The organism is Arthrobacter sp. YD4 (assembly GCF_030410515.1).
In the GTDB taxonomy this organism is placed as follows: domain Bacteria; phylum Actinomycetota; class Actinomycetes; order Actinomycetales; family Micrococcaceae; genus Arthrobacter.
On the sequence record NZ_JAUHHD010000004.1, the window covers coordinates 139,020 to 162,215 of the forward strand.

The 23,196-nt window shown below is 68.1% G+C and carries 15 protein-coding genes and 2 tRNA genes; 5 read left to right on the forward strand and 12 right to left on the reverse strand.

All coding sequences use genetic code 11. The features are described from left to right. Nucleotides 1-18 precede the first annotated feature (18 nt). Nucleotides 19-113 (reverse strand) — tRNA-Sec (locus tag QWJ39_RS11815). Between the two features lie 43 nt (nucleotides 114-156). On the opposite strand from QWJ39_RS11815, the gene selD reads away from it, so the two are divergent. Continuing rightward, nucleotides 157-1,179, forward strand: a complete 1,023-nt coding sequence (gene selD, locus QWJ39_RS11820) for a selenide, water dikinase SelD (RefSeq protein WP_290258027.1) — start codon at nucleotides 157-159, stop codon at nucleotides 1,177-1,179. A gap of 58 nt (nucleotides 1,180-1,237) precedes the next feature. Here selD and nrfD read toward each other — a convergent pair whose 3' ends face one another. From nrfD to QWJ39_RS11840, 4 genes are all read right to left on the reverse strand, one after another. Further along, nucleotides 1,238-2,329, reverse strand: a complete 1,092-nt coding sequence (gene nrfD / locus QWJ39_RS11825; RefSeq protein WP_290258028.1) for an NrfD/PsrC family molybdoenzyme membrane anchor subunit — start codon at nucleotides 2,327-2,329, stop codon at nucleotides 1,238-1,240. After that, entirely contained in the window at nucleotides 2,326-3,327 is a 1,002-nt protein-coding gene (locus QWJ39_RS11830) for a 4Fe-4S dicluster domain-containing protein (protein ID WP_290258029.1), read from the reverse strand. The genes nrfD and QWJ39_RS11830 overlap by 4 nt, the downstream gene beginning before the upstream one ends. Nucleotides 3,328-3,427: 100 nt before the next feature. Further along, nucleotides 3,428-6,736, reverse strand: coding sequence for a formate dehydrogenase (gene fdh, locus QWJ39_RS11835; protein ID WP_290258030.1), 3,309 nt, complete (start codon nucleotides 6,734-6,736; stop codon nucleotides 3,428-3,430). Nucleotides 6,737-6,813: 77 nt separating this feature from the next. Continuing rightward, nucleotides 6,814-7,755 (reverse strand): LysR family transcriptional regulator, encoded by a 942-nt coding sequence (locus QWJ39_RS11840; RefSeq protein WP_290258031.1) that lies wholly within the window; start codon nucleotides 7,753-7,755, stop codon nucleotides 6,814-6,816. Nucleotides 7,756-7,875: 120 nt separating this feature from the next. On the opposite strand from QWJ39_RS11840, the gene QWJ39_RS11845 reads away from it, so the two are divergent. Genes QWJ39_RS11845 through QWJ39_RS11855 form a run of 3 tightly spaced genes read left to right on the forward strand, consistent with a single transcriptional unit; the run spans nucleotide 7,876 to nucleotide 10,510 of the window. Continuing rightward, nucleotides 7,876-8,868, forward strand: coding sequence for a DUF1852 domain-containing protein (locus tag QWJ39_RS11845; protein WP_290258032.1), 993 nt, complete (start codon nucleotides 7,876-7,878; stop codon nucleotides 8,866-8,868). A 20-nt stretch (nucleotides 8,869-8,888) separates the two neighbouring features. Next, a complete protein-coding gene (locus QWJ39_RS11850) occupies nucleotides 8,889-9,935 on the forward strand; it encodes a methionine synthase (protein ID WP_290258033.1) in 1,047 nt (348 codons plus the stop codon). Nucleotides 9,936-9,937: 2 nt separating this feature from the next. Then, the gene (locus QWJ39_RS11855) at nucleotides 9,938-10,510 is read left to right on the forward strand and encodes a flavin reductase family protein (RefSeq protein WP_290258034.1); all 573 of its coding nucleotides are present in this window, start codon (nucleotides 9,938-9,940) and stop codon (nucleotides 10,508-10,510) included. Nucleotides 10,511-10,763: 253 nt separating this feature from the next. Here the strand turns inward: QWJ39_RS11855 and QWJ39_RS11860 are convergent. Next, nucleotides 10,764-10,845: transfer RNA gene (locus QWJ39_RS11860), tRNA-Leu, on the reverse strand. A gap of 207 nt (nucleotides 10,846-11,052) precedes the next feature. Here QWJ39_RS11860 and QWJ39_RS11865 point away from each other — a divergent pair. Then, entirely contained in the window at nucleotides 11,053-11,658 is a 606-nt protein-coding gene (locus QWJ39_RS11865; RefSeq protein WP_290258035.1) for a response regulator, read from the forward strand. Between the two features lie 77 nt (nucleotides 11,659-11,735). On the opposite strand, the gene pyk is transcribed toward QWJ39_RS11865, so the two are convergent. From pyk to trpB, 6 genes are all read right to left on the reverse strand, one after another. Beyond that, nucleotides 11,736-13,235 (reverse strand): pyruvate kinase, encoded by a 1,500-nt coding sequence (gene pyk / locus QWJ39_RS11870; RefSeq protein WP_290258036.1) that lies wholly within the window; start codon nucleotides 13,233-13,235, stop codon nucleotides 11,736-11,738. 104 nt (nucleotides 13,236-13,339) lie between these two features. Then, nucleotides 13,340-14,797 carry a glutamate synthase subunit beta gene (locus QWJ39_RS11875; RefSeq protein ID WP_290258037.1) on the reverse strand — a complete coding sequence of 486 codons (1,458 nt, stop codon included), beginning with the start codon at nucleotides 14,795-14,797 and terminating at the stop codon, nucleotides 13,340-13,342. Further along, entirely contained in the window at nucleotides 14,790-19,406 is a 4,617-nt protein-coding gene (gene gltB, locus QWJ39_RS11880) for a glutamate synthase large subunit (RefSeq protein ID WP_290258038.1), read from the reverse strand. The genes QWJ39_RS11875 and gltB overlap by 8 nt, the downstream gene beginning before the upstream one ends. Before the next feature lie 262 nt (nucleotides 19,407-19,668). Then, nucleotides 19,669-20,958, reverse strand: a complete 1,290-nt coding sequence (gene lgt, locus QWJ39_RS11885; RefSeq protein ID WP_290258039.1) for a prolipoprotein diacylglyceryl transferase — start codon at nucleotides 20,956-20,958, stop codon at nucleotides 19,669-19,671. Nucleotides 20,959-20,961: 3 nt separating this feature from the next. Further along, a complete protein-coding gene (gene trpA / locus QWJ39_RS11890) occupies nucleotides 20,962-21,777 on the reverse strand; it encodes a tryptophan synthase subunit alpha (protein WP_290258040.1) in 816 nt (271 codons plus the stop codon). Next, a complete protein-coding gene (trpB, locus tag QWJ39_RS11895; protein WP_290258041.1) occupies nucleotides 21,774-23,138 on the reverse strand; it encodes a tryptophan synthase subunit beta in 1,365 nt (454 codons plus the stop codon). The genes trpA and trpB overlap by 4 nt, the downstream gene beginning before the upstream one ends. Nucleotides 23,139-23,196: the final 58 nt, after the last annotated feature.

Genomic DNA, 23,196 nt, shown 5'->3' on the forward strand with positions numbered 1-23,196 from the left:
GGCAGTCACGCCTGAAGTTGGCGGTGGCGGACGGGAATCGAACCCGCCAGGCCGAGATGCTCGGCCGCACCGGTTTTGAAGACCGGGGGGCCCACCAGGACCCGGACGCCACCGCGCATCAATATAGCAGGGTTGCCTTGGGGGTACGCTGGGCGGGTGACCGAGGCCCAGACAACCATCCGGGAGCCGGAAGAGGGCGCCGCGCCCATCCGGCTCACAGGCTTTGCGCACGGCGGAGGATGCGCCTGCAAGATCCCGCCGGGCGAACTCGAGGACGCCGTCCGCGGCCTGATCGGGCACCCCGGGCCGGAGGTGCTGGTCGGTCTGGACAGCGGCGACGACGCCTCCGCCGTCCTGGTCCGCGAGGACCTGGCGGTGCTGACCACGGCCGACTTCTTCACCCCGGTCGTCGACGACGCCTACGACTGGGGACGCATCGCCGCGGCCAACGCCCTGTCCGACATCTACGCCATGGGCGGCCGGCCCGTGACGGCCATCAACCTCCTCGGCTGGCCGCGCGGCGTGCTGCCGATGGAACTCATGACCGAGGTCCTCCGCGGTGGGCTCAGCGTCGCCACCGAGGCGGGCTGCCCGGTACTGGGCGGGCACTCCATCGACGATCCGGAGCCCAAGTACGGCATGGCCGTCACCGGCGTCGCCCACCCGGACCGCCTGCTGCGCAACGACGCCGCCGCGCCCGGCCTGCCCATCACCCTGACCAAGCCCATCGGCGTCGGGCTCCTCAACAACCGCCACAAGCAAACCGGCGAGGTCTTCGCCGAGGCGGTCGAGACGATGGCACGCCTCAACAGCAACGCCTCCGACGCCGCCGTCGCCGCCGGGGCGAAAGCCGCCACGGACGTCACGGGTTTCGGCTTGTTGGGACACCTCTACAAGATGGTCCGCGCCTCCGGAATCGGCGCCGTGATCGACCTCCAGTCTGTCCCCCTGGTGGACGGGGCACGCGAGGCGCTCCGCGACGGGTTCGTCTCCGGCGGCACCAAGCGCAACCTGGACTGGGTGCGCGCCCACCTCGATGCCGGCACCGGCATCACCGAGAACGACCTGCTGCTTCTGGCGGACGCGCAGACTTCCGGCGGCCTGCTGGTGGTCGGCGAGGTGCCCGGCTACCCGGTGATCGGTCATACGACGGCGGGCCAGGGCATCCGGATCCGCTAGACCCCGCGGACCGACGGCCGGGGCGGCCGGCGCCGCGTGGTCGGCCCGGGCCGGTTCGTCAGCTGCCGGTGGTGATGGCGTCGCCGGTGATCCCGGCGGCCCGCCGCTCCGCCAGGCGCCGCTTCTGCGGTTCGATCGTGTAGCGCGGATCCCTGGCCGAGGCGAGCCCCGCCTCGAACACGCCGAAGCGGGTCAACGCCGAACCTGCCAGCAACGCCAGTCCCGACGCCGCCGCCACGATCCGGTTCCGGCCTCCCAGCAGGGTGCCCAGTCCCCCGGCCAGGACAAGCCGTTCGCTCCACGTCAGCATGGTGCCGGCCTTGCCCTTGTGCAGGGGCTCCGCGGCCACCGGGTCCATCCGGCGTTCCATGATCTTCATCGCCACCACGTCCCCGACCACGCCTAGAAGCGCGAGGTTCCGCGCGGGGCCGGCCTCACGGACCGGCGTCGTCACCATCGCGAGCCCGGCGGAGGCCAGGCTGGCGGAGCTGACGAACACGAACGGCAGTTCCCCGTGCATCTCATTCCAGGTCGGCGTCGCGGTGTCGCCGAGGAGGACGGCCGTGTAGGCAGCCAGCGGGCCTGCGAAGACGGCGGCTTCGAGGCCTGCCGGGCCCTCGACGGCGCGCAGCACGCCCCGCAGGGGTCCCAGCGGCAGCCGTTCGCCGGTCAGCCGGTCCACCTCAGCCGCGGCGGCGACGCCGGCCCCGGCGCTGAAGGCGCTGAGGATCCAGGAGCCGACGCTCATCGGCGAGGTCACCTTGAAGGTGCGCAGCATGTGCAGGAAGCGCTCCGGGCGTCCGAGGTCCTTGACCAGGGCGGCGGCGCCAAGGCCGACGGCGCCAAGGGCACCGAGCCTGGCGTTCCGCCTCAGCAGCGGCCGTCCGCTCAGCTGGGCGCCGGCGGCCAGCAGGGCCGATCCGCCGGCAACGCCACCGAGGAACAGGTACGCAGCGACATCGTCGCCCCACGGCGCCGGCTTGACGACGGGGCGGCCGTAGTAGGAGGTGAACTCCGGCTCCGGCACCATCGGCATTTCGCGGGAGCCGTCACCGTTGTCCCTGCGCCGACCGGTTCCCCGCTTGCCCCCGTTGCGGCGGCGTCGGGCGGGTTCCGCGGGACGGAAGCTGTCGAATTCGGAAAGCGTCACTCGCGTCCTCCAAGGAATGCCACGGCGGCGGCCGCCGCCATGCCGGCCACCGCGACGGCGGCGCGCCGGTACATCTTCGGCAGGTCGGCCGTGGGAACCCGCGGGTCCGGCGGGAGGCCGTAGACCTCGGGTTCGTCAAGGAGCAGGAAGACAGAGCCGGTGCCGCCCACGCCGTCGTTCTCGTTCGCGCCGTAGAGCCGCGCCTCGGTCATACCCTGGGCGTGAAGGGTGGCAACGCGCTCCTTGGCGGTCTGCACCATGTCGTCGTGGTCGCCGAACTTGATCGACGTCGTCGGGCAGGCCTTGGCGCAGGCAGGCGTCTCGTCGGCCACGAGCCGGTCGTAACACAGCGTGCACTTCTGGGCGACGCCCGCGTTGGGGACCTCGGGGTGCCCGGCATGCTGTTCCTCGCGGCTGGTGGCAACCTTGACGGTGCCGTTGCTGCGCCGTTCGATGACGCCGAAGGGGCAGCCCGCCACGCAGGTGCCGCAGCCGTTGCAGACGTCGTCCTGCACCACCACCGTGCCGAATTCGGTGCGGAACAGCGCCCCGGTGGGGCACACGTCCAGGCAGCCGGCGTGCGTGCAGTGCTTGCACACATCCGAGGACATCAGCCAGCGGAAGTCGGCGGTGTCCGGCGGGGTGGTGTCCGCGCCGGCGACGACCTCCCCGGGCTGGGGCGGCGGCCCGATGCGCGGCATGCCCAGGCTGACCAGCGCACGGCCGGATTCGCGCGCCTCGGCGATGCGGTCCTGGCCCTGCTCGATGAAGGCGACGTGCCGCCAGGTGCTGGCGCCGAGGGACCCGGTGTTGTCATAAGAGGAGCCCAGCAGTTCCAGGTTCCCGTCCTGCGGATTGTGGTTCCATTCCTTGCACGCCACCTCGCAGGCCTTGCAGCCGATGCAGATGGAGGTGTCTGTGAAGAATCCCTTGCGGGGATGGTTGTGTTCCCAGTGCGCGTCGATGGTGGGGTCGGTCGGTCCGGTCAGCTGGCCCATGCGGTCCTCCAACGTCGGGTCGGTGTCCGGGCGGCAGCGAGGTGCCACCGCCCGGACCGGGCAAGATCTGCTGCGTGCCGGGCAGCCGCCGATGAGCGGGTCACGGCGTCTGCCCGCCCGGGTGTTCACCCTCGGCGGCCGGGTGGGTCACCGTGCTGTTGCTGGTCTCCACGGTGAGCCCGGCGCGCTCCTGGTACTCGGCGACGAGCGCCAGCAGTTCCGGTCCCCGCGGCCTGCGCCCGGGGCGGATGTCGCAGGAGGCCACCTTCCCTTCCTGGATCTGGACGTTGGGATCGAGGGTCACGCCCAGCAGGTCGTTGGCGGCGTCGCCGCTGACGACGGCGCTGTTCCCGACCCCCCAGTGGTAGGGCAGCCCGATCTGGTGCACGGTGTGGTCTCCAACTCTCAGCGGCGTCATCCGCTCCGTGACCAGCACCTTCGCCTCGATGGCCGAGCGCGCCGAGATGATGGTGGCCCACCCGTAGGGCTCCAGTCCGCGTTCGGCGGCGAGTTCGGGCGAGACCTCGCAGAACATCTCCGGCTGCAGCTCGGACAGGTACGGCAGCCAGCGGCTCATGCCGCCCGCCGTGTGGTGCTCGGTGAGCCGGTACGTGGTGAACACAAACGGGTAGACATCAGCGCCAGGATCGCCTGCGCTGGGCGCGCTGAGGTTGTCCTTCCGCGGGTACTTCAGGCGTGACGGGCTCTGCTGCTGCGGGTAGAGGCCGTTGGCGACCGGTGATTCCTGGGCCTCGTAGTGGGTCGGGAGCGGCCCGTCCACGAGTCCCTTCGGCGCGAAGAGCCAGCCCTTGCCGTCGGACTGCATGATGAACGGATCGTCGCCGCTGAGCGCGGCCGGTCCGCCCACGGACGGGTCGGGTTTGGTCCCGGGCGCAAGGGTCGGCGGGAAGTCGGGGACGTCGTCGCCCACCCACTTGCCTTGTTCCTCGTCCCACCAGACGTACTTCTTGCGTTCGCTCCACGGCTTGCCGTCGGGGTCGGCGGAGGCGCGGTTGTACAGGATCCGGCGGTTGGCCGGCCACGCCCAGCCCCACTCCGGGGCCGCTGGTCCCTGCTCCTCGCCCGGCTTCCGGTTGGCGGCCTGGTTGATGCCGTCGGCGTACACACCCGTGTAGATCCAGCACCCCCCGGACGTGGACCCGTCGGCGCGGAGCTCGGTGTAGGCGGAAAGGGGCTTCCCGGCATCCGGTCCGGTGAGGTGACGGCCGTTGATTTCGGCCAGCACCGACTCGGGATCCGGGTCGCCGTGCTCGTCCGTCGGGTAGTCCCACGTCAGGTCCAGCAGCGGACGGTCGCGTTCGTCCTGGGAGTCGGCGAGCTTCTCCCGGATCCGGTGACCGAGTTCGTAGAAGAACTGCAGTTCGCTCTGGCACTCCCCCGGCGGGGCCACCGCCTGGTGGCGCCACTGCAGCAGCCGCTGGGTCTGGGTAAAGGACCCTGCCTTCTCCACGTGGGTCGCCGCCGGCAGGAAGAAGACCTCCGTCTCGATGTCCTCGGTGCTCAGTTCCCCGGACTCGATCTCCGGGCCGTCCTTCCACCACGTCGCCGACTCGATCATGTTCAGGTCGCGGACCACCAGCCACTTCAGGTGGGACATGCCCAAGCGCTGCATCCGGCCGTGGGCCGAGCCGACCGCCGGGTTCTGGCCGAGCAGGAAGTAGCCTTCCACCTCATCCCGAAGCATGCTCATCACGGTCTCGTAGGTACCGTGCGCACCGGTCAGGCGCGGCAGGTAGTCGTACGCCCAGTCGTTCTCCGCCGTCGCCGCGTCACCCCACCACGCCTTCAGCAGGCTGATGGTGTACGCGTCGGCGTCGGCCCAGAATCCCTTTTGATTCTTCGAGGCGTTTGCCTTGAGGTACTCCTCAAGGGTGTCGTGGCGGCCGGCACTGGGCATCGGCAGGTAGCCGGGCAGCAGGTTGAACAGCGTGGGAATGTCGGTGGAACCCTGGATGCTGGCGTGGCCGCGCAGGGCCATGATCCCGCCGCCCGGGCGCCCCACATTCCCTAGCAGCAACTGCAGGATGGCGGCGGCACGGATGAACTGGGCGCCCAGGGAGTGCTGGGTCCAGCCCACGGCGTAGGCGAAGCAGGTGGTTCGGTCGCGGCCGGAGTTCTCCGTGATCGTCTTCGCAAGGTAGGCGAAGTCCGCCTCGCTGATGCCGCACATGTCGCGCACCATGTCCGGGGTGTAGCGGGCGTAGTGCCGCTTCACAATCTGGAAAACGGTCCGCGGGTTCTGCAGCGTGTCGTCGCGGAGCACCTCGGCGTGTTCGAGGGGCGGGCCGCCGCTGCCGAGCGCGTCGCCGGCGGCACGGGCCCCGGCTTCGGCGCCGTGTTCCGGACCGCCGGGTTCGGTGATGGAACCGTCGTTGGCTTCGTCGTAGGCCCAGGACGAGTTGTCGTAAGCGCCCTTCTCCGGGTCGAAACCGGAGAACAGGCCGCCCAAGTCCTCGGCGTCGCGGTAATCCTCGTGGACCAGCGTGGCCGCGTTGGTGTACGCGCTCACGTACTCCTTGAACCACAGGTCATTGGCGATGACGTAGTTGATCAGGGCGCCAAGAAGCACGACGTCGGATCCGGCCCGGATCGGCAGGTGCTTGTCAGCGACCGCCGAAGTGCGGGTGAACCGGGGGTCGATGTGGATGACCTTGGCTCCGCGTGCCTTCGCCTCCGCCACCCACTGGAATCCGACCGGATGGCACTCGGCCATGTTGGATCCCTGAATGATGATGCAGTCGGCGTTGGCCATGTCCTGCAGTGATTGCGTAGCACCACCGCGTCCAAACGAGGCTCCCAAACTGGGAACCGTGGCGGAGTGTCATATACGGGCTTGGTTCTCCGTCTGTACCGCTCCGGCGGCGGTGAAGAGCTTCTTGATCAGGTAGTTCTCTTCGTTGTCCAGGGTGGCGCCGCCGAGGGAGGCGATGCCCATGGTCCGGCGCAACAGGCGCCCGTGGTCGTCGGTCTGCTGCCAGGTCCGGCGGCGGCTTTCGATGAAGCGGTCGGCGATCATGTCGACGGCGGTGGAGAGTTCCAGCCGCTGCCATTCCTTGGCGCGCGGGGCGCGGTAGAGGACCTTGGTCTGACGGCCGGGCGAGTTGACGAGCTGCTCGCTGGCGGAGCCCTTCGGGCAGAGCCGGCCGCGCGAGATGGGCGAATCCGGGTCACCCTCTATCTGGACGACGCGTTCGTCTTTCACATAGACGCGCTGGCCGCAGCCGACGGCGCAGTACGGGCAGACGCTTTGCACCACCTTATCGGCGGTGGCCGTCCGCGGGGCGATGCTTCGGGTCTTGGGCGAGGTCACGGAGGGACCCCGCCCGAGCAAATCGCCGGTGCTGAGCTGCCGGATAACCGGCCATTCGAGAAAACTCCGCGGTGCCATCTTTGGAGCTTATCCCAGATCACATTTGGCGCAACAGGAACGCGCCGCGGGGGTGGCACCCGCCTTACCGGTTGCAGTCAGCCGAGTAGCCCTATCCCGAACTCAGAGACCACGGCCCGCAATTCCCCGAGGTAGCGCTTCGCCTGCTCGGTCAGCGGTATCGCGGCGTGACCGATCCAGCCGATCTCGATGCGTTCGTCAACGTCGAGCGGAATGGCGACGATCTCGGGGTCGAGTTCCCCGCTGATAATGCCCGTCGAGATCGTGTAGCCGTGGAGCCCGATCATGAGGTTGAAGATCGTGGCACGGTCGGAGACCCGGATCTCCTGCTTGCTGGACATGGTGGAGAGAATCTCTTCGGCGAAGTAAAAGGAGTTGTTCGCACCTTGATCGAATGTCAGCCGCGGCAAGCCGGCCAGATCGTCGAGGGTCGCGCGCTCCTTGGACGCCAGCGGGTTGTTCCGTGCAACGAAAATGTGCGGATCTGCGTGGAAAAGTGGCGTGAACGCGAGCCCGGATTCCCGGAGCAGCTTGTCGATGACCTTGCGGTTGAAATCGTTTCGGTAAAGGATGCCTATCTCGCTACGGAGGGTGCGGACGTCCTCGATAATGTCCCAGGTGCGGGACTCACGGAGCGAGAACTCGTATTCGGCCACGTCAGTGGCCTTGACCATCCGGACGAAGGCGTCCACGGCGAAGGAGTAGTGCTGCGTTGACACCCCCAGCAGACGCCGCGTCGGCGGCCTGCCAAGGTAACGCTGCTCGAGGAGGGCGAATTGCTCCACGACCTGCCGCGCATACCCGAGGAACTCTGCCCCGTCCGCGGTGAGGGTGACCCCGCGGGCGGAGCGAACCAGGAGTGCGCGGCCCACCCGGGCCTCAAGGTCTTTCATCGACGCGGACATGGTCGGCTGGGCTACGTAGAGAAGATCGGCGGCCGCGGAGATCGACCCTTCAGCTGCAACTTCGATGAAGTAGCGGAGCTGTTGCAGGGTCAGTCCGCTCGAAAGATGTGGCATAGGCAAATGCTATATCAGCGCATAGCAAGGCACAGTTACTCGATAGCTGTCGGCAGGCTGCACCATTGACACATCTCTTCTGGACGGCCATCCCGGCCCATCACCACGGATTGGCAGCACATGGCAGACGACTTCACCTTCAGCATCCGCACCACACGCTTCGACGAGGACTACACCCCGTCGGAGGACTCCCGGATCACGACCAATTTCGCCAACCTGGCACGGGGCGAGCACCGCCGGGAAAACCTCCGCAACGCCCTCACCATGATGCGGCGCCGCTTCAACGATCTCGCAGACTGGGACAACCCTGACAGGGAGCGCTACGTGATCGACCTTGACATCGTCTCCGTGCAGATAGAGTTCACCGCCGATGGTAAGGATCGGCAGTTCCCCCTGTTCGAGGTTCTCGACATCTCGATCGTCGACCGGCTGAACGGGGTCCGCCACCATGGGATCGTCGGGAACAACTTCTCTTCCTACGTCCGTGACTTCGACTTCAGCGTCGTGCTGCCGGCGGCAGCAGCGGAGTCCGGGAAGCCCACCATCCCCGAGGACTTCGGCGATCTTCACGGCAAACTGTTCCAGCAGTTCCTCGACTCCCCGGCATGCCGGGAACGCTTCCCGCAGCCGCCCGTGGTGTGCATCAGCGTCTCGACAAGCAGGACCTACCGGCGAACGGAGAACCGGCACCCGGTCCTGGGCGTCGAGTACCAGCAGGACGAGTTCTCACTGACCGACGCGTACTTCGCAAAGATGGGGCTTCAGGTCCGCTATTTCATGCCACGCGGCAGCGTTGCGCCGCTTGCCTTCTATTTCCGCGGCGATCTGCTCAACGACTACTCCAACCTGCAGCTCATCGGCACGATCAGCACCATGGAGACGTTCCAGAAGATCTACCGCCCGGAGGTCTACAACGCGAACTCCGCCGCCGCCGCCGTCTACCAGCCGAGCCTGGGCGAGCAGGATTACTCGCGGACCCAGATCGCCTACGACCGTGTCGAGCGCGGTCAGCTCGCGATCACGCAGGCGAAGTACACGGAAGAGCACTTCATCACGCCCCACAAGGATCTACTGGACCAGTGGACCGCCAACTACCCCGCTCTCGTCAACTGACACACGGAGAATCCTCACTCATGAACACACTTTTGCCCACCACCGTCGTCGGAAGCCTGCCGAAGCCATCGTGGCTCGCCCAGCCGGAGACTCTTTGGTCCCCGTGGAAGCTGGAGGGAGATGCACTGCTCGAGGGCAAGGAGGATGCGCTGCGCATCGCAATCCACGAGCAGACCCGACGCGGCATCGACATCGTCGGTGACGGCGAGCAGACCCGCCAGCACTTCGTCACGACCTTCATCGAGAATCTCAGCGGGGTCGACTTTGAACAGCGCAAAACCGTGCGCATCCGCGACCGCTACGACGCGAGCGTGCCGACCGTCGTCGGACCGGTGCGCCGCGAACGGCCCGTCTTCGTCGACGACGCAAGGTTCCTCCGCGCAACCACCGACCGCCCGATCAAGTGGACTCTTCCCGGTCCGATGACGATGGTGGACACGCTCTACGATGACCACTACAAGAGCCGCGAGAAGCTGGCCTGGGAGTTCGCCACGATCCTGAACCAGGAGGCGAAAGAGCTGGAAGCGGCCGGCGTGGACATCATCCAGTTCGACGAGCCCGCGTTCAATGTTTTCCTCGACGAGGTTAAGGACTGGGGCGTGGCCGCCCTGGAGAGAGCGGCAGAGGGACTGCGCGCGGAGACCGCCGTGCATATCTGCTACGGCTACGGGATCAAGGCCAATAACGACTGGAAGGCGACCCTCGGCGCGCAGTGGCGGCAGTACGAGGAGACCTTCCCGCTGTTGCAGGCCTCCAGCATCGACATCATCTCGCTGGAATGCCAGAACTCCCACGTGCCCATGGACCTCATCGAACTCCTCCGCGGCAAGAAAGTCATGCTCGGGGCCATCGACGTCGCAAGCGAGACCGTCGAGACCCCGGAGGAGGTCGCCGACACGCTCCGCCGGGCCCTCCAGTTCGTGGATGCGGACAAGCTGATCCCCAGCTCCAACTGCGGCATGGCACCGTTTCCCCGGGATGTGGCACTGGCGAAGCTGAGTGCCCTGAGTGCAGGGACGAGCATCGTTCGCGAGGAGCTCGCCCGCTCCGCTCCCGGGGCGTCGTAACCGTGTTTCACGCCTACCCTCCGGATACCTGGCTGCAGGCACCCGCGCAACGCTTCACGTCTTCCCTCACGGCCGACGAATTCAAGGCGCTGTTCCGCGGCCACCCGGGAGGTGTCGCCGTCATCACCGCAGATGCCGGCGAAGGACCGGTGGCGCTGACGGTATCGTCGGTCGTGTCAGTCAGTGCGGACCCTCCATTGCTGATCTTCTCGGTCTCGGCGCTGTCCTCGGCGTCGGAGGTACTTCTGCGCGCCGACACCGTCGTCGTGCACCTGCTGGACGCGCACGACGTCGACCTTGCGAAGCGTGGAGCGACCCCCGGGGCCGACCGCTTTGACCAGACGCACCGCTGGTCGACCCTTGCAACCGGAGAGGCGGTGTACGACGACGCGCGTGCCTGGGTGCGCTGCGCCGTGATCAACCGCATGGAGGTCGGGACGTCCACGATCCTCGCCGTCCACGCCTTGGAGTTCCGCATGATGCGTGACGTCCAAGCGGGCGAACCCGGCGACGCACTGGTTTACCACAACCGTTCGTGGCACCGGCTGGGCGAGCATTCGAAGCTTGAGGACTGAGCGCCGCACCACTTCAAGGAACTCTGGCCCTAGCCGGCCTCGGCGTGGTCCCCTCCGACGAGGGGTCGCGCCGCGGGCCGAACCGCATGCGGACGCCGCTTTACTGCGTCGCCGCCTCTGTCCGGGGGAACTTTCAGGGTCAATGCCCGACGCCGGCTGCCTGGCTAACGGCGAGTCCGCGCCAAAGTGCCCCCGGACGGAGCGCTGCACAGACGTTAAAGCAAAAAACCCCTCTGACGAGGGGTCCAAACTGTGCCCGAGGTGGGACTCGAACCCACACACCTTTCGATACCGCATTTTGAGTGCGGCGCGTCTGCCAATTCCGCCACTCGGGCGCGGAGACACCGGCTGTCATAATCGGCCGCTCCAGGGGTCCTGTGAGCAACGCGATCGCTTCCGGTGCGCGGATTTACTCTACATGCAGATAGGCTGAATTCCAGAATCGCGCCAGTGAAGCCGCATCGATCCCCAACGGCCCCAGTACACCCGCGGACGCGCCACAGAATGGCACAACGCCCGCCGTACCTTTTCAAGGAGTTCCCGTGTCAGAACAGACGGATTCCACCCCCGCTTCCCAGCCCGCCCGCCGCGTCGTGGTCGCCGAGGATGAGACCCTCATCCGCCTGGACATCATCGAGATCCTGCGCGGCGAAGGCTACGACGTCGTCGGCGAGGCGGACAACGGCGAGAAGGCCGTGCAGCTCGCCGAGGAGCTGAAGCCGGACCTGGTCCTCATGGACGTGAAGATGCCCGTCATGGACGGCATCTCCGCCGCCGAGAAGATCGTCAAGGCGCGCATCGCCCCGGTCGTGCTGCTGACCGCCTTCAGCCAGAAGGAACTGGTCGAGCGCGCCCGCGACGCCGGCGCCATGGCCTACGTGGTCAAGCCCTTCACCCCCGCGGACCTGATCCCCGCCCTGGAGATCGCCCTGTCCCGGCACGAGGAGATCAAGGCCCTGGAGAGCGAGGTCAGCGACCTGCAGGAGCAGTTCGCCACCCGCAAGCTGGTCGAGCGCGCCAAGAGCCTGCTGACCACCAAGATGGGCCTGACGGAGCCGGAGGCTTTCCGCTGGATCCAGAAGACCTCGATGGACCGCCGCCTGAGCATGCGCGAAGTCGCCGAGACCATCATCAACCAGGTCAACTAGGGCCACACAGCACGTAAACAAGGAGGGCCCCGCCGCTGGTTTCCAGCGGCGGGGCCCTCCTTTCTGTGTCCAAAGAACTAGATCTTGTTGTTCTTCTTCTTCTTTTCCGGCCACGGGCCGAGCTTGTCCTTGGTGACGGTCGCGTCGCCCTGGCTGCCGGCGTCGGCGAGATCGCCCACGCGGTGCACCTTGAGCATGTTGGTCGAACCGGCCTTGCCCGGAGGCGAACCGGCGGCGATAACCACCATGTCGCCGTCGTCGACGAGGTCCATCTCGAGGAGGTTGCGGTCCACCTGGGCCGTCATCTCATCCGTGTGACCCACCATCGGGACCAGCACCGGCTGGATACCCCAGGTCAGCGCCAGCTGGTTCCACACGTGCTCCACCGGGGTGAAGGCGAACACCGGGCGGGTGGGGCGCAGGCGGGAGAGGCGGCGGGCGGAGTCACCGGACTGGGTGAAAGTACAGATGTACTTGGCCTCCAGCTGGTCGGCGATCTCGACGGCGGCACGGGTGATGGCGCCGCCGCGGGTCTTGGGCTTGGTGCCCAGCGGGGGGACGCGCTCCAGGCCGTGGACCTCTGTGGATTCGATGATCCGGGCCATGGTCTTGACGGTCTCGATCGGGAACTTACCCACGCTGGTTTCGCCGGAGAGCATGACCGCGTCGGCACCGTCGAGCACGGCGTTGGCGCAGTCGGAGGCCTCGGCGCGGGTCGGGCGCGGGTTGTCGATCATGGATTCGAGCACCTGGGTGGCGACGATGACCGGCTTGGCCCAGCGGCGGGCCAGTTCGACGGCGCGCTTCTGCACGATCGGCACTTCCTCCAGCGGAAGCTCCACACCGAGGTCGCCACGGGCCACCATGATGGCGTCGAACGCGTCGATGATCTCCGGCAGCTGCTCCACGGCCTGCGGCTTCTCGATCTTTGCGATCACCGGAACCCGGCGGCCCTCCTCGTCCATGATCTCGTGGACGCGGGTAATGTCGGAGGCATCGCGGACGAAGGACAGCGCCACCATGTCGACGCCGCGCTTCATGGCCCAGCGGAGGTCATCCTCGTCCTTTTCGCTCAGCGCGGGCACGTTGACGGCCACGCCGGGGAGGTTGATGCCCTTGTTGTTGGACACGAAGCCACCCACGACCACCTGGGCGACGACCTTGACGTCGTCGACCTCCAGGGCGCGCAGGGCCACCTTGCCATCGTCGATCAGCAGGGCATCGCCCGGGTTGACGTCCTCGGTGAGGCTCTTCAGGGTGGTGGAGCAGATGTCCTTGGTGCCCGGGACGTCCTCGGTGGTGATGGTGAAGATGTCGCCGACGGCGAGCAGATGCGGCCCGTCGACGAAGCGGCCGAGGCGGATCTTGGGACCCTGCAGGTCGGCCATGATGGCGACGGCCTTGCCGAGCTGCTTGGAGGCCTTGCGCACGTTCTCGTACGTGTTGTCGTGCACGGAGTAGTCGCCGTGGCTCATGTTCATCCGGGCCACATCCACGCCGGCTTCCAGCACGGCGAGAGTGTTCTCGAAGCTGGCGATCGCCGGTCCAAAGGTGGCCACAATTTTAGCGCGTCTCATATACCTACCCTAGTAGTCTCTTGGTTGTTTAAGCTGACGGGGAGAAGAACGGCAGGCGTCCTTCACGGGCCGGCGAGGGATCGCCCCGCCGGCCCGGAGCCGGTTTAGAGGACCGAGATGGCACGGTCCGTCGGCGCGACTGGCGCGGGCAGCGTGGTGCTGCCCATCAGGAACTTGTCCACCGCGGCGGCGCAGGCCCGGCCCTCGGCGATCGCCCAGACGATCAGCGACTGGCCGCGGCCGGCGTCACCGGCGACGAACACGCCCTCGGTGTTGGTCATGTAGTAGCCGTCCCGGGCCACGTTGCCGCGGCCATCGAAGTCGGCGTGGACCTGCTCGGTGATGCCGGCCGGTTCGGCGCCGGTGAAGCCGAGCGAAAGGAACACCAGGTCAGCCGGGATGATCCGCTCGGTCCCGGCCTTGGGCAGGCGCTTGCCGTCGACGAACTCAGTCTCGGCGACCTTGACGCCGGTGAGCTTGCCGTTCTCGCCGACGAACTCGACGGTGGACGCCAGGTAGGTCCGCTCGCCGCCTTCCTCGTGGGCGCTGGCCACCTCGAACAGGGTCGGGAAGGTGGGCCACGGCTGGTGCGGCGCACGCTCGGCGGCCGGCTGCTTGCCGATCGCCAGGGTGGTCACGGAGGCGGCCTGGTGCCGGTGGGCCGTGCCGAGGCAGTCCGCGCCGGTGTCGCCGCCGCCGAGGATCACCACGTGCTTGCCCGCGGCGTTGATCTGGTTCTCCACGGTCTCCCCCGCCACCACGCGGTTCGCGGGCACCAGGTAGTCCATGGCGAAGTGCACGCCCTCGAGCTCGCGGCCCGGGATCGGCAGGTCACGGGGCACGGTGGCGCCGGTGGCGATCACGACGGCGTCGTAGCGGCGGCGCAGCTGTTCCCAGGTCACGTCGGTGCCGACGGCGACGCCGGTGCGGAAGCGAGTGCCTTCGGCCTTCATCTGGTCCAGCCGGCGGTCGACGTGGTCCTTTTCCATCTTGAAGTCGGGGATGCCGTAACGCAGCAGGCCGCCGATCTTGTCGTCGCGTTCGTAGACGGCAACCGTGTGGCCCACCCGGGTGAGCTGCTGGGCCACGGCCAGGCCGGCGGGACCGGAGCCGACGACGGCGACCGTCTTGCCGGTGAGGCGCGCCGGCGGCAGCGGGGTGACCCAGCCGTTGTCGAACGCCTGGTCCACGATCGAAACCTCAACCTGCTTGATGGTCACGGCGGGCTGGTTGATGCCCAGCACGCAGGACGCCTCGCAGGGAGCGGGGCAGAGCCGGCCGGTGAACTCGGGGAAGTTGTTGGTGGCGTGCAGCCGCTCCATCGCCTCTTCGCCTTTGTCCCGCCAGACCAGGTCATTCCATTCCGGGATCAGGTTTCCCAGCGGGCAGCCCTGGTGGCAGAACGGCACGCCGCAGTCCATGCAGCGGCCGGCCTGGGCGTTCAGGACACCCTTCTCCTGCGCCTCGTAGACCTCTTTCCAGTCCATGATGCGGACCGGGACGGGACGGCGCGGCTGGGTCTCACGCTGGCGTACTTTCAAAAATCCGCGTGGATCAGCCACCGGTAACCTCCAGGATTCGAGACCAAACTTCTTCGCCGTCGGGGTCCAGGCCCTCTTCGATGGCGTCGAGACGGGTTTGCAGGACCGCCGCGTAGTCGCGCGGCAGGACCTTAGTGATGCGGGCGGCGGTGTCGTCGAAGTCCTCGAGCAGCCGGGCGGCGTGCTGGGACTCGGTTTCCTCCACGTGCCGGGTCAGCAGCGCGCGGACGATCTCGCGGTCCTCGGCGTCCAGCTCGCGCAGCAGCAGTTCGCCGGCGTCGAGGGCCTGCTTGTTCACCCGTTCGGGCTGCAGGTCCAGGACGTAGGCGGTGCCGCCGGACATGCCCGCGCCGAAGTTCCGGCCGGTCCGTCCGATGATGAGCGCCTGGCCGCCGGTCATGTACTCGCAGCCGTGGTCGCCGATGCCCTCGACGACTGCGGTGGCGCCGGAGTTGCGGACCATGAACCGCTCCCCCACCTGGCCGCGCAGGAACAGCTCGCCGCTGGTGGCGCCGTAGCCGATCACGTTGCCGGCGATGACGTTGCGCTCGGCCGGGAAGACGTTGGTGCGGTCCGGGCGGACGATGACGCGGCCGCCGGAGAGGCCCTTGCCGACGTAGTCGTTGGAGTCGCCGAACATGCGCAGCGTAATACCCGCGGGCAGGAACGCGCCGAGCGACTGGCCGGCGGTGCCGGTCAGGGTGATGTCGATGGTGTCCGGGGCGAGCACGTCGGTGCCGAAGGTCTTGGTGACCTCGTGGCCCAGCATGGTGCCCACGGAGCGGTCCGTGTTGATCACGTCGACGGAGATCTTCACCGGCGTCCGGTCGCTGAGGGCCTCAGCGGCCATCCCGATCAGGCGCTGGTCGAAGTGTTTGTCCAGTTCGTGGTTCTGGCCGGTGAGGTTGCGCAGCGGCGCGTCGTCGTCGAACTCCAGCCCGTGCAGGATGGGGTCCAGGTCCAGGCCCTCGGCCTTCCAGTGGCTGATCGCCTCGCGGGTGTCCAGCATCTCGGCGTGGCCGATTGCCTCCTCCAGGCTGCGGAAGCCCAGTTCGGCGAGGATTTCGCGGACTTCCTCGGCCAGGAATTCGAAGAAGTTGACCACGAACTCGGGCTTGCCGTTGAACCGGGACCGGAGTTCCGGGTTCTGCGTCGCGACTCCCACCGGGCAGGTGTCGAGGTGGCAGACGCGCATCATGATGCAGCCGGAGACCACCAGCGGCGCGGTGGCGAAGCCGTATTCCTCGCCGCCGAGCAGCGCGGCGATGACCACGTCGCGGCCGGTCTTGAGCTGGCCGTCCACCTGCACCACCACGCGGTCGCGCAGGCCGTTGAGCATCAGGGTCTGCTGGGTCTCGGCGAGGCCGAGTTCCCACGGCACACCGGCGTGCTTGAGCGAGTTCAGCGGCGAGGCGCCGGTGCCGCCGTCGTGGCCGGAGACCAGCACGACGTCGGCCTTGGCCTTTGTCACGCCGGCGGCCACGGTGCCGATGCCCACCTCGGAGACGAGCTTGACGTGCACCCGGGCCGAGGGGTTGGCGCGCTTGGCGTCGTAGATCAGCTGCGCGAGGTCCTCGATCGAGTAAATGTCGTGGTGCGGCGGCGGGGAGATGAGTCCGACGCCGGGCGTGGAGTGCCGGGTCCGGGCCACCCAGGGGTAGACCTTCTGGGCCATCAGCTGGCCGCCCTCGCCGGGCTTGGCGCCCTGGGCCATCTTGATCTGGATGTCGTCGGCGTTGGTCAGGTAGAGGCTGGTGACGCCGAACCGGCCGGACGCGATCTGCTTGACCGCAGAGCGGCGGGTGGGGTCCAGCAGCCGCTCGACGTCCTCACCGCCCTCGCCCGTGTTGGACTTGCCGCCGAGGCGGTTCATCGCGATGGCGAGGGTTTCGTGGGCCTCCTGGGAGATGGAACCGTAGCTCATGGCGCCGGTGGAGAAGCGCTTGACGATGCTTGAGACCGGTTCCACTTCCTCCAGCGGCACGGCCGGACGCAGTCCGTCCTTGAACTTCAGCAGCCCGCGGAGGGTCATCAGGTTGGTGGACTGGTCGTCCACGCCGCGGGTGTAGGCCTTGAAGATGTCGTAGCGGCGTTCCCGGGTGGCGTGCTGCAGCCGGAAGACCGTCTCCGGGTTGAACAGGTGCGGTTCGCCGTCGCGGCGCCACTGGTACTCGCCGCCGCCCAGCAGCGGCTGGTGCGGCTGCTCGATCCCGTTCTCCGGGTAGGCCATGCGGTGCCGGGCGGCCACCTCGGCCGCGATCACGTCGAGGCCGACGCCGCCGAGCTGGGAGTGGGTGCCGGCGAAGTATTCATCCACCAGTTCCTGGCCGAGGCCGAGCGCCTCGAAGGTCTGGGCGCCGGTGTAGGAGGCCACCGTGGAGATGCCCATCTTGGACATGATCTTCAGGACGCCCTTGCCCAGGCCCTTGATCAGGTTGTAGACGCCGTCCTGCGGGGTGACGCCGGTGACGTCGCCGCAGGCGATTAGCTGTTCCACGGATTCCATCGCCAGGTACGGGTTGACCGCGGACGCGCCGTAGCCGATCAGCACGGCCACGTGGTGGGTCTCGCGGACGTCGCCTGCCTCGACCACCAGCGCGGTCTTGGTGCGGTTGGCGCTGCGCAGCAGGTGGTGGTGCACGGCGCTGACCAGCAGCAGGGACGGGATCGGGGCCCACTGGGCGTTCGAGTCGCGGTCCGAGAGCACGATGTACTGCACCCCGCGGTTGATCGCGCCGGAAACCTGCTCGCAGATCTCGGTCAGCCGGGCCCGGAGCGCGTTCTCGCCGCCCTCGGGCCGGTACAGGCCGCGGACCTTCATGGCTACGCGGTCGCCGTCGGCGTTCTCGATGTTCGCGATCTTGGCCAGCTGGTCGTTGTTGATCACGGGGAACGGCAGCGAGACCTGCGGCTGGCGGACCCGCTTGGTGTCCAGCAGGTTGCCGTTGGGGCCGATCGCGCAGGTCAGCGACGTGACCAGTTCCTCGCGGATGGCGTCCAGCGGCGGGTTGGTGACCTGGGCGAAGGACTGCACGAAGTAGTCGAACAAGAGCCGGGGCCGCTTGGAGAGCACGGCCACCGGGGTGTCCGAACCCATGGCGCCGAGGGGTTCGGCACCGGTCCGGGCCATCGGGCCGAGCAGGATCTTCAGTTCCTCGGTGGTGTAGCCGAAGGTGCGCTGGCGGATGTTCACCGACGCGGCGGTGTGCACCACGTGCTCGCGCTCTGGCAGGTCCTTGAGGTCGATCAGGTTGTCCTTGAGCCATTCGGCCCACGGGTTGGCCGCGGCCACCTCGGCCTTGACCTCGGAGTCGTCGATGATCCGGCCCGCCTCGGTATCCACCAGGAACATCTTGCCGGGCGAGACGCGGCCCTTCTTGACCACCTTGGCCGGTTCGACGTCGATCACGCCGACCTCGGAGGCGAAGACCACCAGGCCGTCCTCGGTGATCCAGTAGCGGCCCGGGCGCAGGCCGTTGCGGTCCAGGGTGGCGCCGACCAGGGCGCCGTCGGTGAAGGACACCGCGGCGGGGCCGTCCCACGGCTCCATCAGCAGGGAGTGGTACTCGTAGAACGCCCGGCGGGCGGGGTCCATGGTGGCGTGGTTTTCCCAGGCCTCGGGGATCATCATCATGATCGAGTGCGTGATGGGCCGGCCGGAGAGCCAGAGCAGCTCGGCGACCTCATCGAACGACGCCGAGTCCGAGGCGCCGGGGGTGCAGATCGGGTACAGCTCCTCGGGGCTGTCGCCCAGCAGCGGGTTGGCCAGCTGCGACTGGCGGGCCCGCATCCAGTTCCGGTTGCCCTTGACGGTGTTGATCTCGCCGTTGTGCGCGATGGTGCGGAACGGCTGGGCAAGGGGCCAGGACGGGAAGGTGTTGGTGGAGAAGCGCGAGTGCACGATCGCCAGCTTGGTCTTGAAGCGCTTGTCCGAGAGGTCCGGGTAGAACGGCTCCAGCTGCGCGGTGGTGAGCATGCCTTTGTAGACGATCGTCCGGGACGAGAGCGACGGGAAGTAGACGCCGAACTTGTTCTGCGCGCGCTTGCGGATCCGCCAGGCCCGGGAGTCCAGGTCGTTGTGGGAGAGCGCCTCACCGGTGCTGGAGGCCAGGAACGGCTGGGAGAAGTAGGGCATGCAGGCCCGGGCCATGGCGCCGACCAGGTCGGCGACGACCGGCACCTCACGCCAGCCGAGGACGGTGAGGCCCTCATCGGCGGCGAGGGCTTCGATGCCTGCCTTCGCGGCGTCGGCTTCGCGCTGTTCGGCGGGGAGGAAGGCGGTGCCCACCACGTACTGGCCGGCGGCGGGCAGCTCGAAGCTGGTCACGGCGCGGAAGAACTCGTCCGGGATCTGCATGAGGAGGCCGGCACCGTCGCCGGTTCCCTCATCGGCTCCGACGGCGCCGCGGTGTTCGAGGTTGCGCAGGGCGGTGAGGGCGGCATCGACGATGTCGTAGCCGGGTTCGCCGCGGAGGGTGGCAATGATGGCCAGGCCGCAGGCGTCCTTCTCCTGCTCCGGGTTGTAGAGGCCTGCGGCGTCGGGCAGTGCCGCGAAGCGCCGGAAAGGCGAGAGTGCCGTCGCGGGCTGGTCCGGTTCGGACCAGCTGGGGCTGTGCAGAGTTTGGGTCATGGGAGACGTCCTTCCTCCTGATCGAGCGTATGGGAGGGACAACATTGGCCCGTGACGCTGCGCCGGTGTGACGGGCACAACAGTGTGATTTTCCTACTGGAATTGTAGGCCAGGGCCGCATACTGCACGAACAGTTACGCGGGCCGCCGGCCGGACTTGCGCGCGGCTGTTATGTGCCGGACGCGCTGTCCTGTGAGACCACGACGCTGTGGGTAACGGGCCCGGCCGGGGGTTTCCCTGCAGCCCGAATGCCGGTCCTGAACTATGGGGTGGCGTCAGTCTCCGGCGCGGTTCCGGCGGCGCGGCGGCCGGTTTTCCCGGTTGCCGGCTTCGCGGCGGCGGCATCGTGGCCGCCGTTGGGTTCGCCCGCGGCTACGGCCTGGGCCGAAGCCCGGTCCGGACCGCTGGTATTCACCGGGAGATTATCACGGGATTCATTATCTGAGACAGCCGAGTCCGAATGGCGGACGGCCGGGACGGTGGCCTTCTCGGCGTCGCGGCCGCCCTCGACGGCGTCGCCGTCGCGGTCCTCCGCGTCCCGTTCGCCGTCGCGCTCTTCCGCACTGCCTTCGGCGGCATCGCGCTCCTCCGCGCTGCCTTCGGTGACGTGGTCGTCGTCGGCATCCTCAGCGTCACCCTCGACGGCGGCGGGTTCGCGGCCGGGCAGGTACACGGTGTCCTCGCCCGTCTTCTTCCGCAGCCCCAGGAGGATGAAGGCCAGCAGCGAGCCGGCCAGGACCAGGAGGCTGGTCCAGACGTTGAGGCGGGTGGTGATGCCGAACAGGCTGATCTGCTCGGCATCGTCGATGCGCATGGCCTCGATCCAGACCCGACCCAGAGTGTAGTACATGGCGTAGAGCCAGAAGAGCCGGCTGCGGCGGAAGGAGAACCTCCGGTCCAGGGCCAGCAGGATCACGACGCCGACGAGGTTCCACAGAGACTCGTAGAGGAAGGTCGGGTGGAAGAGCGTGTCCGCCGGCATTCCTGCGGGGAAGTTCGGGTTGGTGGGGTCCACCTGCAGGCCCCACGGCAGGGTGGTGGGGCCGCCGAAGAGTTCCTGGTTGAAGTAGTTGCCCCAGCGGCCGATGGCCTGGGCCAGCAGCAGGCCGGGCGCGGCGGCGTCGACGAAGGCGCTGAGCTTGACGCCGGCGCGGCGGCAGCCGATCCAGGCGCCCACCGCGCCGAGCAGCACGGCGCCCCAGATGCCCAGGCCGCCACGCTGGATCTGCGGGATGAGCGAGAGGTCGCCGGTGCCGTCGAATCCGGGGCCGAAGTAGGCGTCCGGGGAGGAAACCACATGGTAGAGCCGGCCGCCGATGATACCGAACGGGATGGCCCAGATGGCGATGTCCCAGACGCTGCCCTCAGGGGCACCGCGCTTGGCCCAGCGCACGGAGGTGAGCCAGAGGCCGGCGATGATGCCGGCCAGGATGCACAGCGCGTAGGCGTGGATCCGCAGGGAGCCCCAGGGCAGCGGGATGTCGAATCCGGACCAGACCGGGCTCGGTATGCTCGCGGGAACCAGCGCTGCCGCGTGGAGGACTGCCTGCATTGACTACGCTTCTTCCTTGGTGAGGCCGGTGCTGAGCTCTTTCGTCAGGGACGCTACCGCATCGACGCCGCCCTCACCGATCGCCGCGACCAGTGCGGTGCCGACGATCACGCCGTCCGCGTAGGCGGCGATTTCACGGACGTGGCCGGCGTTGGAGACGCCCAGGCCCACGCAGACGCGTTCGGCGCCGGCGGCACGGGCCGCGGACACCACGTTCTTCGCGGCGGAGCTGACCGAGGTGCGGGCACCGGTGACGCCCATGATGGAGACCGCGTAGACGAAGCCACGGCTGGCGTCCACGGTCCGCTTCATCCGTTCCGGAGTCGAGGACGGCGCCACCAGGAACACCCGGTCCAGTCCGTACTTGTCCGAGGCGGCCATCCATTCGGTGGCCTCGTCCGGGATCAGGTCAGGCGTGATGAGCCCGGCTCCCCCGGCCTCGGCCAGGCGGCGGGAGAATTCGTCCACGCCCATCCGGACCACGGGGTTCCAGTAAGTCATGACCAGGACGGCGGCGTCGGTCTTGCTGGTGATGCCGCGGACGACGTCGAAGACCTGGCTGACCTGGAATCCCTTGGCGAGGGCCTCGGTGGTGGCGGCCTGGATGACCTGGCCGTCCATGACCGGGTCCGAGTACGGGATCCCGATTTCGATCAGGTCGGCGCCGTTTTCGGCCAGCGCGATGCCGGCGGCGATGGTCTCCTCGACGGCGGGGTACCCGGCGGGCAGGTAGCCGATCAGCGCGGCGCGGCCCTGGGACCGCGCGCGGTCGATAGCGGCGGCTGACTTGCTGGCCGTTGCAGGCGTCTCGGAGCTCACAGCTGCTCCCCTTCCTTGGCGATCTCCGCTTCCGGAGAGTTCTTGTCCAGCAGGTCGAACCATTCCGCGGCGGTGGCCACGTCCTTGTCGCCCCGGCCGGAGAGGTTTACCAGCACGATCTTCTCGTGCACGCTCTCCGGGTTGCCGGACTCTGCCGCTTCCGCGGCGAGGCGCTGGCCGATCTTGATGGCACCGGCAAGGGCGTGGGCCGACTCGATGGCGGGGATGATGCCCTCGGTGCGGCACAGCAGCCGGAACGCGTCCATGGCCTCGCTGTCCGTGATGGGCTCGTAGCTGACGCGGCCGATGTCCGAGAGGTAGGAGTGCTCCGGGCCGACGCCCGGGTAGTCCAGGCCGGCGGAGATGGAGTGTGATTCGACCGTCTGGCCGTCCTCGTCCTGCATCAGGTAGGAGCGGGCGCCGTGCAGCACGCCCGGGCGGCCGAGCGTGATGGTGGCGGCGTGGCGGCCGGTCTCGACGCCGTCGCCGCCGGCTTCGAAGCCGTAGATCTTCACGGAGGAGTCGTCCAGGAAGCCGTGGAAGATGCCGATGGCGTTGGAGCCGCCGCCGATGCAGGCGCAGACCGCGTCCGGCAACCGGCCGGTCTGTTCCAGCATCTGGGCGCGGGCTTCCTCGCCGATGACCTCGTGGAAGTAGCGCACCATGGCCGGGAACGGGTGGGCGCCGGCCGCGGTGCCCAGCAGGTAATGGGTGCTGTCCACGTTGGCAACCCAGTCGCGCAGGGCCTCGTTGATGGCGTCCTTGAGCGTCTGGGAGCCGTTCGTCACGGGGACCACAGTGGCGCCGAGCAGCTCCATCCGGGCGACGTTGAGGGCCTGCCGGCGGCAGTCCTCGGCGCCCATGTAGACGACGCACTCGAGCCCCAGCAGGGCCGCGGCGGTGGCGCTGGCCACGCCGTGCTGGCCGGCGCCGGTCTCGGCGATGACGCGGGTCTTGCCCATCCGCTTGGCCAGCAGGGCCTGGCCGAGGACGTTGTTGATCTTGTGCGAGCCGGTGTGGTTGAGGTCCTCGCGCTTGAGGAAGATCCGCACTCCCCCGGCGTGCTCGGCGAACCGCTTGGCCTCGGTCAGCAGCGAGGGCCGGCCGGAGTAGTTCTTGTTCAGCTCGGCGATCTGGGCGGTGAACTCGGGATCGGCCTTGGCCTTCTCGAAGGTGTCCTCGAGTTCGTCCAGGGCGGCGATCAGGGATTCGGGCATCCAGCGGCCGCCGTAGGAACCGAAGTACGGTCCCGGGGCGTGCCGCAGCGAGGGCGTGCCCTGCGCTGCTTCGTCGGGCCGGTTGCCCTGCAGGAACGCGTCCGCGGGGCTTTCCTCTGAGCCGGTCATGGGTGCATCGACCATCAGTCTCACCATCCTGTTCCACTGCTAACTAGATCTTGGGGGCCGCACGGAGACGCCG